Raw genomic sequence first — 13,634 nt, 5'->3', positions numbered from 1 at the left:
TCCTCTTGTCAGCTGGCAAACCGAATACGGCTTGCCATGCGTTTGTTGCGGGGATCCGGGTTGGGCACCGCCGAAATCAGCGACTGGGTATAGTCGTGCTGCGGATCGGTGATGATCTGTTCGGCGGTGCCGGTTTCAACGATCTTGCCGCGATGCATCACCGCGACCCGATCACAGAAATAGCGCACGACAGAAATGTCGTGGGCGATGAACACGAAGGACAGGTTCAACCGCTTTTGCAGATCAAGCAGCAGATCAAGGATCTGCGCTCTGATCGACACATCAAGCGCGCTGGTCGCCTCATCCGCGATGATGATTTCAGGGTCAAGCGCAAGCGCCCGGGCAATCCCGATCCGCTGACGCTGACCGCCGGAAAAGGCGTGCGGATAACGCTCCATCGCGTCGCGTGGCAGGCCCACCATGTCCAGCAATTCCGCTACCCGGTCTTCCAGCGCGGCCCCACTGGCCAACCCGGCCACGATCAGCGGATCACCAACAACCTGTTTCACGGTCATACGCGGATTGAGCGACGCAAAGGGATCCTGAAACACCAAGCGCACAGCGCGGCGATACCCCTTGAGCGCCTCTTTCGGCATGGCGGTCACGTCACGTTCCGCCGCGTCGCCATTGCCCGCACCCGGCCGCCAGATCACTTTGCCTGTACTGGGTTCGACAATGCGCAGCAGCATCTTGCCCAGCGTTGTCTTGCCGGATCCGCTTTCCCCCACAATGCCAAGGTTTTCGCCCGGCCAGAGATCCAGACTGACGCCGTCGACTGCGGTGATCCCCCACTTTTTCTTGCCCCGCCAGGTGGCCTCGCCAAAGTATTTGCTGACCTCCTTGGCCGACAAAAGCGGCGGCCCGTCCATTGGCGGCGGCGGTCGGTTGTGCCCGGTTTCCAGCCGCATGGTCGCGTCGATCAATCTGCGGGTATAGGCTGTCTGCGGATCGTGAAAAATCGCATCTGTTGGCCCCTGTTCGACAATCCGGCCAAACCGCATGACGGCCACATCATCGGCCATTTCCGCAACCAGACCCAGATCATGGGTGATCAACATCATCGCCATGCCACGCTGATGTTGCAGCCGCGCAATCAGATCCATGATCTCGGCCTGTGTGGTCACATCCAGCGCCGTCGTCGGTTCATCCGCGATCAAAACCTCTGGGTCACAGGCCAGCGCCATGGCGATCATCGCCCGTTGCCGCATACCCCCGGAAAACTCAAAGGTATAGCGGTCAGCCATCTGTTCGGGCTGTGCGATTTCAACCTGACGCAACAGATTGACCGTCTCGGCCTTGGCCTCGGCAACCGTCATTTTGCGGTGCAGGCGCAGGGATTCCACAATCTGCGCCCCGATGGTGCGCACCGGCGAAAGCGACGACATCGGCTCCTGAAAGATCAGACCAATGCGTTTCCCGCGAATGGCCCGCACTTCGCGGCTGTTTTCACCCATTTCATCCACGCGCAAGGGCGCGTCGGGGCCAAACAGCGTGATCTCGCCCGATGTGACCCGCGCCGGGGCGTCAATGATCCGCAAAAGCGCCCGCGCGGTGACGGATTTTCCCGATCCGCTTTCCCCGACCAGCGCCAGCGTGCGGCCCTTGACCAAGTCAAAGCTGACATCGCGCACCGCATGCAGAATGTGCGACCGCAAGTGATAGTCGATACTTAGATTGCGTACCGTAAGGGCCAGATCGTCTGCGGCCGTGTGTTCATGTATGTTGGCTGTCTGTTGCATCAGTGACCATAGGGATCGGCGGCATCGCGCAACCCGTCTCCGAGAAAGTTGAAGGACAGAACCGACACCACGACCGCAAGGCAGGGCCAAATCAACAGCCAGGGTGCGGTGGCGACGGTGCGGATATTCTGGGCGTCCTGAAGCAGCACACCCCAGCTGACAACCGGGGCTTTCAGCCCGATTCCCAGAAAGCTGAGCGCGGTTTCCGCCACGATCATCGTCGGGATCGCCAGCGTCACAACCGCGAGGATATGCGAGGTCAGCGACGGCAGGATATGGCGAAAGATCACCCGGCGCTGGCTGGAACCATCCAGCGTGGCGGCGGTCACGAAATCCTCGCCTTTGAGGGCAAAGAACCTTCCCCGCACCTCTCGGGCCAACCCGGTCCAGGCCAGCAGCGACACGATCAGCGTTATCACGAAATAGACCTTGAGCGGCGACCAGGTGATCGGAATGGCCGCTGCCAGACCCAGCCAAAGCGGGATGGTCGGCATGGCCGAGATGATTTCGATCAACCGTTGGACCGACAGATCGACCCAACCACCATAAAACCCTGACAAAGCCCCCAGAACAGTGCCGATGATCAGGCTCGACGCCACCCCGATCAACCCGATCGACATCGACACCCGCGTGCCATAGATCACCCGGCTCAGCAGATCACGCCCAAGACTGTCGGTGCCCAACAGGTTCATCGGGTCGCGTTTGTTGATTGCCCCAAGGAGCCGGCGCTCCATCTCGAACATCCCCCACATTTTATAGGGTTCGCCCTTCACGAAGAAGCCGACCGGCACGATCTTGTCGGGGTCGATGGTGAAGCTGCGGCGCAGGCTTTCGGGGTCAACCGACATTGCATAGCCTTTGACATGCAGTTGAAACCGGCGGTTGCCCTCCGCATCCTCGACAAAGAAGGCAAGACTTTGCGGCGGCGCATAGGTAAAGCGCGGCTGCGCCTTGGACGGAATTGTCGGGGCCAGAAACTCGGCAAACAGCCCGACGAAATAGAACAGCAGGACAATGATGCCCGCCACCACCGCGACCTTATTGGCAAAGAACCGGGCGCGGATCAGCTGCCATTGGCTGGCGACCGCGATCTTGTCGGGGTCGTCGCCGGGTTTCAGGGGCGAAATTGCCGGGCCGGTTTCTTCGGCCAGATCGTCATAATGCGATACAAGGGTCATGGGACGCTCCTCAGGTGAACCGGATGCGGGGATCGAGCGCCGCAAGAAGTAGGTCGGAAATCAACATCCCGATCAGGGTCAGAATGCCCATCAACAGAATGAAACTGCCCGCCAGATACATGTCCTGTGCCACCAGCGCGCGCAGCAGCAGCGGTCCGGCGGTGGGCAGGTTCAACACGATGGCGGTAATCGTCACGCCGGAAATCAACTGCGGCAGAACCCAGCCAATGGCCGACACAAACGGGTTCAACGCGATACGCAGCGGATAGCGCATGATGACCTGATGCTCTGGCAAACCCTTGGCGCGGGCAGTGATGACATAGGGTTTTGACAACTCGTCCGTCAGATTGGCGCGCAGAATACGGATCAGAGATGCGGTGCCCGAGGTGCCAATCACCACAACCGGAATCCACAAGTGTTTCAGCAAATCCCAGAACTTGGCAAGGCTGGCAGGGGCACCGACAAACTCTGGCGAATACAATCCGCCAACGCTTTGCCCCATGTATTTATACCCCACGTACATCAGCGTCAGCGCAAGAATGAAGTTGGGGATCGCGAGACCCAAAAAACCAAACAACGTGAACACATGATCGCCAATCGAATGGCGACGCACAGCGGAATAGACACCGATGGGCAGCGATACGATCCAGACGAATAACAGCGACGCCATGGACACCGCCAATGTCGCGCCCATCCGGTCCCAGATCAGCTCGCTGACCGGGCGGCCCCATTCGAAGGAATAGCCGAAATCGCCGCGCAGCAAGATGCCGGTGATCCATTTGAAATATTGCACGATCATCGGCTCATCCAAGCCGTAAAGTGCGCGAATGCGGCGCACCTCGTCGGGGTGCATGTCCTGGCCGCTGTCCGACATCGACGCGATGACGGACGTCAGGTAATCACCCGGCGGCAACTGTATGATGAAAAACGCAATAAAGGATATGCCGATCATCGTCGGGATCATCAGCACAATTCGTTTCAGGACGTACCCAAACATAGTTCAGCTCCAGTCTATCGACACGACTTCTGCCAGTGCGATGCGCGGCACCGTGACATGCGCGATTCCCGCCGCGATACGCACGTTGGCATCTTGGCCCGCGACAGCCAGCCGGGCACTGGCACCGCTGACCCCTTTGGGCAGGCGTGCGCGCAGTGTGATGTCTTCAACGGGCCAGATGTCGCGGATTGGCCCCTTCATCATCATCGGATTGGTCAGGTTTGTCATCAGCGCAAGCACGCCGTTTTCGGTCGTGCGCACCGCCAGATCAATCACGCCTTTGCCGGTGACGTCCAGCATCGGCGCGGTGCCCAGCGTCCAGCGCACAACGTTTTCGATCAGTATCTTGTGGTCTTCGGCAAACACATCATTGAACGTGGCCCCGATGTTCCACGGAATATGCACCGTGCGCCCGCCAGACGCATGTTCGCGGGTGATGATCGCCGGGCCATGCGGTTCCTCGCGCGGATAGACCTCTTCCATCGGAAGATCGGGGAAATCGGGAACGTAAAGCACGGGCGCGCCGGTATCGGCCTCGACGGTCACATCGGTCAGCCGGGTGCCGCCGATAATCCGTTTCGCCGGTCCAAATCCCTGACAGATCGCATGATCGGTGTCGGCAAAGGCAACATAGGTGTTTTTCAGCGGGCCGCGCGGGCCCTTGGCAAGATGGCTGCCCAACACATCGGCCAGACCGAAATCGTCGCGCGGGGTGCCGTCCTGGTCACAGGTGGCCGAGGCCCCCATCACCACCAGATTGCCGCCACGCCCGACCCAATCCGATAGCAGCCCACATTGCGCATCAGACAGGCATACGGCGTTGGGCAGGATAATCAGGCGGAATTGATCCAGCAGTTCGGCGCTCATCGCATGGTCAGAGATGAATTCAAACGGCAGACCGGATTCGATAAGCGCGTGATCCACGCCCAATTCGTCTGCTTCGGCGGCGGCGCGATCATTCCAATCGTAGTGGCGTAGGGTTGTGGTGGCATCAAGCACGGCGATTTCCGTGGCAGTAGACGATGCGGTCAAAAGCGGCTCTACCTTGGCATGCAGATCGAATGCATCGGCCACCGGCGCGATCCAGCGTTCATCCGGCACAACCCCGTTAAACTTGGTGAACCATGGCAACATGCCATGCATCGCGCCATCGGTGATCCAGCTTTCAATCTCTGGCCCGGTGGTGACGCTATCCTTCCACCGGTTGCGATGATCCTCTGGCCCGACCGAGGTGATCAGGATGACGGGCCGTTCGCGGAATGTGGCGCGCATTCGTTTGGCGTTGCGGCCAGCTTTCCAGATCGCTTCTGTCCCGTCGCGGCCCTGATGGTCAACCACAAGAAAAGGACAATGCTTTTCAATCAGCGACAGCTCAAACTCCATCAGCGATGCACCCCCCATGTTGGGGATGAAGCTGGCGTTGGGTTTGATCGCCTTGACCGCCTCATCCCATTCCACAACCATTTGGGTCAGCTTGCTGCGGCGCCATTTGGACCATGCGCGCCACGCCGGATCGGCGGTGTCGGTGCTGCGCGGCAGGTCGAAACCGGTGGTCGCGGCGAAATCGGTTGTACAAGACTTGCAATAGCAGATGCCATGCCCCTGCCAGCGGTTGGCGAACACCGCATCAATGTCATAATCCCGCACCAGTTCGCGGACAATTTCCGGCATGTAATCCCGGTTATAGCTGCCATAGGCACAGGTCACCCAGACATCGGGATAGGCCCAGTGGCGCCGCGGATTGCCATCGGCATCGACGGCCACCCATTCGGGATGCGCATCCGCGGCCTCTTGGTGGATCGCATGCGGATCGACACGCGCCATGACATGCATGCCCAACCCGCGTGCGCCGTCCACCAATTGGCCAAACGGATCGCTGTCGCCCAGATATTTACTGACGTAATGCAACGGCACCTTGGACGGATAAAAGGCGATATAGCCCCCCGCAGACAGACAGGTCGCGTTGGATTTCGTGCGTTTGAAAATGTCGATCCACTGCTCTGGATCAAACTTGATCGGGTCATCCTCAGCCAATGTGAGCTGGGTCCAACGGGTCGCGCTGCGATACCAATGTGGGGTTCTGAGCGTAGTTTCTGTATCTTTTCGCGCGTTGAACATGGACAGACCTTTGGTATGCGGCAGAGAACCCCTGCCGGTGATTTTGGAAAATTGAAGAAAAGGAGGTGAGCGGGGGAGGACCGCTCACCAGTTTGTCGTCAAGTCGACGACTTGAAGAACTGCTCTGGACGCGCCGGACCGGGGGTCGGCCAACCAAAACTGTTTGGCATGACGTCCATCGTGTTCACCATGTCGTTCTTGACGATACCGTAGCCATCCGGCGGCAGGCTGACCCCAAAGACCAGAAACTGATCCGCCGCATTGTCCAGCATCTGACCGAACAATTCCTTTTGCATATCGGGATCGCCCGTCGACAGCAGTTTGCGATACAATTCCTGCTGCGCCTTGATTTCGGCGGGCGGTTCCTCGGCATCGCCTGCGGTCGGGTCGATATAGTAACGCGCCCAGCCCGGTGCATAGATCGAGTTTGACGAAAACGGCACCAAGTAACGCGGGTCAATCATTGCAGCGATCCCGGCATTGGCGCCGAACTGGTGGGCCGAGGCGTCAAAATCCCGGCCATTGCGCACTCGGGTTTCCCAAAGCGACCGATCCATCGTGCGGATTTGGGCATCAATCCCGACGTCCTGGAACATCGGCAGCGCCAGTTCGAACATATCAAGAAAGGTCGTGCGCACCTGGTCAATTTCAAAGATAATCGAAAGACGACGGCCCTCGGCGTCCAGACGATAGCCTTCACTGTCCCGGTCGGGCACAAGGGTATCCAGGATCTCGTTCGCCCGATCCGGATCATATTCGGTGTGCTGTTTGGCCAGCCGTTCGTTATATAGCGGATCACTTTCGCTGATTGACGGCTGCGCGGGGCTGCCCTGCCCGACAAAGACCGCATCAATCAATGCCTGACGGTCGATGGCAATCGAAAGCGCCTCGCGGAAGTCTCGTTTGTTGAACAAGTCGCGCTTGGTGGCGTCGGTGTGGTTCAGGTTAAGCTGAAATACCATGACATTGGCGGCGCTTTCTTTCAGCGTATAGAAGTCATAATCGCCGTCTGCTTTACCGTCGAACAGGACAGGTTTGTTGGTTGGGGTGCCAATATATTGATCCATCAGATCAACTTCACCCTGCAACGCCTTCAGCAACAGAACCTCTGGGTCCGCGACCATCTGGTACATTACCTTGTCAAAATATGGCAGCTGGGTGCCTTCGGTATCGACCTTGAAATAGTAATCGTTGCGCACGGCGATGGCGCGTTCGGTGTCTTCGCCGGGGGCCGAGGTAAAGGCCCATGCGTTCAATGTTGGACGGCTGGAATTTTGAAAGAAAACATTGTCCTGATGCAGCCCATGTTCCCGCTGGAACAAGGCAACCCAGCTGTCGAACCCGCGCTCCTGCGCCAGCTTGTCGGCGTCGGGGTTATACTTGGCGTGGAATTGCTTGAGATAGGCCGAGGGCGCGCGGGTCAGCTGATCGAACTGCGCCCAGGCGAGGTTTTGAAGGAAGAAACCGTTAGGTTCCGAGAAGGTGACACTGAATTTGGTTTCGTCGATCACGTCCAGCTTGCCGATCTCGCCGCCGGTTGACCAATAGCTTTGGTTGGCCAATGTTATTTCCGGGTCGAGCAGAAGGTCCTCATACCAGAACCGGATATCTTCGGTGGTATAGGCTGTGCCGTCGGACCATTTGTGACCCTTGCGCAGATTGAAGGTATAGGTCCTGGAATCTGCGCTGACCTCCCAGCTTTCGGCGACGTTTGCTTCGATTTTCGTCCAGGCAGGGTCAAATCGGACAAGCGGTTCGTATCCCTGATACCGCACCAGCATCGACAGCGATCCGCCACCCACAAGCGCATGGTTCCATGTCCCGCCCCGTTTGCCGGGTCGGTCGGTCGGCGTGATCACAAGCGGGTTTTCCGGCAACCGCTCATTTAGCGGGGGCAGATCCTGCGCAAATGCGGCCGCTGCGGGAAACAACACCCCTGATGTTCCCGCGCCAACCAGCGCGCTTGCCGTGGATAGAAAGTGACGTCTTGTCAGACTTTGCATGGTTTTCCTCCTTGGTGGCGTTTTTTGTTCTTGTGTGACTTATTCTTGCTTTTCACCAAACGTTAGGTAAAGAGTTAGGCTAAATTTTCTTTCGATCTGACGAAGGTTTTTGAAATAGGTAATATTTACAGGTATTTATCTGACTCACTAAACGTCGTTAGGTTAGTATGAAAGGTACGGTTCGATCATGTCGCGGGTCACAATGAAGACAATTGCCGAACAAACCGGCCTGTCGAAATTCGCCGTTTCCCGTGCGCTTGCCGGCAAATCAGGCGTCAGCGAAAAGACGCGGAAGCGGGTTTTGTCGGTGGCGGAACGGCTGGGATACCAATTGCCTACGCGACAGGAGTCGCGGGTGATCGGGGCCATTTTTTGGGATGGTGGCAACTTCAACGGCGAAATCCACACGCAAATCCAATCCGGCATACAGATCGAGGCCAATAATGTCGGCTACGATGCACAGGTGCACTGGATGCATGATTTTGACGAAATGATGGGCTTTGCCTCCAAATGTGATGGGCTGGTGACGGTGAATGTGACCCACGAAAGGTATCTGAATGCGCTGCGTGGGCTGAAGGTTCCGATTGTCTGCAACGGTTGGCTGGAACCGCTCGACCAGGCCGATTCCGTTGGCGGCACCGACCACGAAGCAGGCGAGGCGGTCGCCAAGCACCTCTATGGTCTGGGCCACAGGGAGTTCGCCTATATACATGGGACGTTCGATCTGCGGGGGCGGCGCGAACGGCTTAACGGGATGACAGCTGCCTTGAGCCTGATGGCCGAAAAAACGTTGGTTCATGACGTGACCTGGAAAACCCGCGGCGGATTTTCCGAGCGTTTTGACGCCCTGTTGGCCGAAGGCGCGCGTCCGACGGCATTTTTCTGCGCCATCGACGATTTGGCGCTGACCACGGTGACGGACCTGATGGCGCGTGGGTGGCGTATACCCGAGGATATTTCGGTTGTCGGATTCGGTGATTTTAGCGCCGCGCGCTACATCCGCCCGCCCCTGACCACCATTCACACCAATTGCATCGATATGGGCCGCGCGGCGGTGCGGCTGATCCATTCGCGACTGACAGTGGCGGATTGGCCCGACATGTCGTGGCGAGTGCGGGTGCCAAATATCTTGATAGAGCGCGACTCTTCCGGGCCTGCGCCTTCTGTTCAGACGCAAGAAAGGCTGTTTGGAAAGATCTTCCCGTAGAATCCTGCTGTGCGTGGAAAGCAACGGCGAGGTTCTCGGCATCCCGGTGCAAATCCTCCCGTCACGCACAAAGGCTCCTGGCCGTCCATGATGAAACCGCAAACCTGTTCCACCTCCGCCGCCATACAAGGACCGCAACAACCTATCGCCGGAACCGAGGTGACCGCCTGAAATAGTGTTGTCTGTCAGGTCCTTAGCCTAACATAGCACCTTGACGATCCCCAGCCAAGTTTCAGAGCATAATTTACTAAAGGTCGTCAAACGCATCAGCTTCGCCCTGCATCATGTCACTCAGCGTTTGGTTCAGATCCTGCCGCTGTTGGGCTGACAGTTTCTGCAAAAAGTGATCCTGATTTGCATCGACCATAGGCCAACAGGTCTGAAGCTTTTGCTGACCAAATTCGGTGATGGAAATCTGCCGTGAACGGCCGTCTTCTTCAACCAGGCTGCGCTCGATCAAGCCGTCCTTTATCATGGCTTTGAGAAGCCGCGAAATCGCTGGGCGGGTGATTCCAAGATGATCGGCAAGATCGGACGGCGCGCTGTGCCCTTCCATACCTACACCAGCTAGAACGCACCACTTCAAGCGCGTTAAACCATGCTCGGCCAGGCCTGCCTCCAGGCGGCTCTGCATCAGGCGCGAAAGCCGACTTAGCTTAAAGCCAAGACGTTCGTGAAGGTGATAGTCCTTTGGCATTGCTTCGAAATCTCTCGGCTCTTGCTCCAATGAATCTGACTCGCCTGTTTGCCTGCATTCTGGATGACAATACTGGCAAGTATGATCGGCCACAAATATTACTTGACTAAATAATTACCATGTTGAACTATTATTTCAAGTAAACAAAGCCAGCGGGAGGCAAAATGATACTCATGAAAGTTGCGGCTTTGACGGGGGCTTTTCTTGCTGGTCAGGCGAATGCTGATGACATGTCTATGGCCTACTTTATGGGCCACAACCACCCGATGAACCACGGTTTCCTTGCGCCCATGAGCGAGGAGGAGAAGGCCGCAATTCACCGTGTCACAGAATCCGATTTGTCGACTGGCGCGGGTGAAACCTATGCCATGATTCCTCAGATCGGGATGGCGCAGGAAAGCAGCCCGAAAACCATCGTTAATTTGACAATTCCGAACGTTGCATCGCGTCTTCGCAACACCATGTTCAATTGAGGTCCCCAGTATGACAATGCGCTTTTTCTCCGATAAGGATCGTCCCGTCCATATGGGGCCATATCCAACCGAACGCCTTGCGCGTGTTTCGGGGGCGGCTGATCTGACTGGTGTGCCGGCGATGCAGCAGCTGCACTTCGAAAGGGCAAATGATCCGCGTTCTGTCATCAACGCCATGCGCGAGCACCAGGCGATGCTGGATGCGATACGTGACGGACTGATCAATGAGGCGGTTGCGCAAGCGCCCCGTGACCCCCAAGAACGCGCCGACCATCTTAAGGCGTTCGGATATTTTGCGGATGCTGCTGTTGTCGGTGTCTGCAAACTGCCGGACGCGGCAGTTTTGGATCGGCCTTTCGCAAATGCGGATGTCGGGCGGTTGGCGCAGGATTTGAAAACTCGCCAGACCAAGACTCTGGCGGCCGGGATCGACATAATAATGGCGGATCTCAAGGATTCGATGGAGGCACCTGCCAGCGGCATTGATGGCCATACGCACGCGCTGGTTCTCTTGTACGAAAACCCACGCGCACCAGAGCATGACGAAGTGGGTGGCGCGTGGATTCAAGATGCCCAGGCCCATCGCGCCGGATTGATGGCAGCCGAAACAGCGGTTGTTCTAGCCAATTATCTGCGCCTTTTGGGCTACGATTCACGGGGGCATACGGTCTCAAGCACTGATGTCGATCTTGGCAAGCTTGCCGTGGCATCCGGCCTTGCGACGGTTGAAGACGGCGTTCTTGGTCATCCCTACATCGGGTCCCGATTTGGCCTCGCGGCAGTTACAACCACATTTGAAATTGCTGCTGATCTGCCCCTTGCGCCAATGGCAACCCAACCCAAATCCGCTTTTGGTGCGGCTTGGAAATTTGGCGCAGCGTCTCGCAAGAATGCGGCAAACGCCGTGCCTTTTGCCAAGCGGCGGTTTGTGGACGGCGCGCACCCCTTCGAAAACCTCAAGCGCGTTGATACACCCACGACCTATATTGATGAGCCCAACGTCGCGCGGGTCCCCAAACGGGCGGACATGTTTGCGCGTGCGCAGTTTGGCGATATGGGCAAAAAGACCCAGGATGGCGCAAAGGGCGGGCATTACGTGCGCAAGGCCGCACCTTCAATGGCGCAACGTCGCGCCCTGGGTGCTTTTGTCCTTCTTCAAGACGGCGAGCCCCTACCAGAAAAAGTAAAGATTGACCCGCAAGAAGCCGCAAATCTGGTCAAGGCCACAAGCTATTGGTTGGGGGTTGATGCGGTTGGGATATCGCGTTGTCCTGACTGGGCATGGTATTCCCATGACGCGCGTGGCGATGTGATTGACCCGCCCCACGACCAAGCGATCAACATGATTATTGATCAGGGTTATGAAACAATGGAAGGGTCATCCGGCGACGATTGGATCGCAGTCGCCCAATCCATGCGCGCCTATTTGCGCTTTTCCCTGCTTGGGGGTGTCATCGCCAAGCAAATCAGGAATCTGGGCTACAAAGCCAGAGCCCACACGGTGATGGATGGCGAAGTCCTGCAACCTCCGCTGCTTTTGCTGTCTGGATTGGGAGAGGTCAGTCGGATCGGCGAGGTCATCCTGAACCCCTATCTGGGCCCGCGATTGAAATCCGGCACGGTCACAACGGACCTGCCCATGGCGCACGACAAGCCGATTGATTTTGGCCTGCAAAAATTCTGCGAAAGCTGCAATAAATGTGCGCGCGAATGCCCCTCCGGCGCGATTACCACTGGCCCAAAGCTGATGTTCAATGGCTATGAGATATGGAAATCCGACAGCCAGAAATGCGCAACCTATCGCATAACCACACCAGGGGGTGCGATGTGTGGGCGGTGCATGAAAACCTGCCCTTGGAACCTCGAAGGTATTTTCAAGGAAAAGCCGTTCCGCTGGGCGGCAATGAATGTGCCGCAATTGGCACCGGTACTGGCCAGGCTTGATGATGTTGTTGAAAACGGCACGTTGAACCCCGTCAAGAAATGGTGGTGGGATCTTGAGATCAACGAAGACGGCGGTTATCGCCCGACAAAGCACCCCGTAAACGCGCGCGCGCTGCAAAAGGACCTCGATCTAAAGTACGAGGACCAAACACTTGCGGTCTATCCCGCCCCATTGGCCCCCCACCCTTATCCTTACCCGCATCTGATGGACCGCGAGGCGGGTATTGAAGCCTATCAGGCCATGATCACCGCGGATGAGTACAAGGCACGGCGCGCGCGCGGCGACCAAAGCGTGCTGCATGTCTATACGGCGGATGGCGAAAGCCCTGTCATTCAGGTTGAAATCACGAAAGCCGAAAAAACCGCCGTTGGCGTGACCAAATATGAATTCACGCCCGTTTCAGGTGGTGATTTACCGGAATGGACCGCTGGCGCCCATCTGGACATTGTCGTTGCGCCCGAATTTCTGCGTCAATATTCAATGTCCGGCAATCCTGCGGATCGTTCGAAATACCAGATCGCCGTGCTGCGCGAGGACGAAGGACGCGGTGGATCAGCCTTGCTCCATCGTATCTTTACCCAAGGGCGCAAGATTTTCATCTCGCACCCAATCAACCATTTCCCGCTGGACAATTCAGCAACCAAATCGGTGCTCATGGGGGGCGGGATCGGGATCACCCCGATGATCGCCATGGCCCATGAATTATACACGGAAGGGCGCGACTTTGTGGTTCATTATTCCGGACGCACGCGCGCGAGTATGGGCCTTTTGGATGACATCGCAGCCTTCCCTTGGGCTGACCGCGTTCATTTGCATATCACAGAGGAAGGCAGCCGTGCGGATATGGACCAAATTCTGGCGGGCTATCGTGACGGTTGGCATGTCTATACATGTGGCGCGGACCGCTACATGACGTCGGTGATGGAGGCCGCAGAACGCGCGGGCTATCCCGAAGACGCGCGCCATCTGGAATATTTTTCGGTGCCCGAACAGCCCGATTATGAAAACCATGCCTTTACGCTCAAACTTGCCAAATCCGGCAAGGAATTATTGGTGCCTGCGGATAAAACCGCGTCGGATGTTCTCATTGAAAACGGGGTGCGCGTGGATGTGAAATGTGCCGATGGCATTTGCGGCGTATGCAAGTGCGGGCTGGTGTCCGGTGATGTCGAACACCGCGATTTCGTGCTGTCAAAAAGCCAGCGGGAAAGCGGGATTATCCTCTGCCAGTCCCGCGCAGCAGAAAAGGACGGCGTAATCGAAATTGATCTCTAGCG

The 13,634-nt window shown here is 57.3% G+C and carries 9 protein-coding genes; 3 read left to right on the top strand and 6 right to left on the bottom strand.

Annotated features, from left to right (window positions below):
* Positions 1-8 precede the first annotated feature (8 nt).
* The 5 genes from Q4577_RS20210 to Q4577_RS20190 all read right to left on the bottom strand — a co-directional run bounded on the left by Q4577_RS20210 (position 9) and on the right by Q4577_RS20190 (position 8,035).
* Positions 9-1,739 carry an ABC transporter ATP-binding protein gene (locus tag Q4577_RS20210; RefSeq protein WP_303472318.1) on the bottom strand — a complete coding sequence of 577 codons (1,731 nt, stop codon included), beginning with the start codon at positions 1,737-1,739 and terminating at the stop codon, positions 9-11.
* Positions 1,739-2,917 (bottom strand): ABC transporter permease, encoded by a 1,179-nt coding sequence (locus Q4577_RS20205; protein ID WP_303472316.1) that lies wholly within the window; start codon positions 2,915-2,917, stop codon positions 1,739-1,741. Before Q4577_RS20205 ends, Q4577_RS20210 begins: the two co-directional genes overlap by 1 nt.
* 10 nt (positions 2,918-2,927) lie before the next feature.
* Positions 2,928-3,914, bottom strand: a complete 987-nt coding sequence (locus tag Q4577_RS20200; protein ID WP_244689116.1) for an ABC transporter permease — start codon at positions 3,912-3,914, stop codon at positions 2,928-2,930.
* Between the two features lie 3 nt (positions 3,915-3,917).
* Complete coding sequence (locus Q4577_RS20195; protein ID WP_303472314.1) at positions 3,918-5,948, bottom strand: family 10 glycosylhydrolase; 2,031 nt, start codon at positions 5,946-5,948, stop codon at positions 3,918-3,920.
* A 182-nt stretch (positions 5,949-6,130) separates the two neighbouring features.
* Positions 6,131-8,035, bottom strand: a complete 1,905-nt coding sequence (locus Q4577_RS20190; protein WP_303472313.1) for an ABC transporter substrate-binding protein — start codon at positions 8,033-8,035, stop codon at positions 6,131-6,133.
* A 187-nt stretch (positions 8,036-8,222) separates the two neighbouring features.
* On the opposite strand from Q4577_RS20190, the gene Q4577_RS20185 reads away from it, so the two are divergent.
* Positions 8,223-9,242: a LacI family DNA-binding transcriptional regulator gene (locus tag Q4577_RS20185; protein ID WP_303472311.1), complete on the top strand. Its 1,020-nt coding sequence runs from the start codon at positions 8,223-8,225 to the stop codon at positions 9,240-9,242.
* 247 nt (positions 9,243-9,489) lie between these two features.
* Here the strand turns inward: Q4577_RS20185 and Q4577_RS20180 are convergent, their stop codons facing one another.
* A complete protein-coding gene (locus Q4577_RS20180) occupies positions 9,490-9,939 on the bottom strand; it encodes a MarR family winged helix-turn-helix transcriptional regulator (RefSeq protein WP_303472310.1) in 450 nt (149 codons plus the stop codon).
* 164 nt (positions 9,940-10,103) lie between these two features.
* Here Q4577_RS20180 and Q4577_RS20175 point away from each other — a divergent pair, with 164 nt between their 5' ends.
* Together Q4577_RS20175 and Q4577_RS20170 are read left to right on the top strand one after the other, a co-directional pair.
* Positions 10,104-10,412, top strand: coding sequence for a hypothetical protein (locus tag Q4577_RS20175; RefSeq protein ID WP_303472309.1), 309 nt, complete (start codon positions 10,104-10,106; stop codon positions 10,410-10,412).
* Between the two features lie 10 nt (positions 10,413-10,422).
* Complete coding sequence (locus Q4577_RS20170; protein ID WP_303472308.1) at positions 10,423-13,632, top strand: reductive dehalogenase; 3,210 nt, start codon at positions 10,423-10,425, stop codon at positions 13,630-13,632.
* Positions 13,633-13,634: the final 2 nt, after the last annotated feature.

Origin of the sequence: Marinovum sp. 2_MG-2023, assembly GCF_030548265.1 — a bacterium.
Classification (GTDB): domain Bacteria; phylum Pseudomonadota; class Alphaproteobacteria; order Rhodobacterales; family Rhodobacteraceae; genus Marinovum.
Note: the sequence above shows the minus strand (reverse complement) of the source record. Positions and strands in the feature narration are given on the sequence as shown.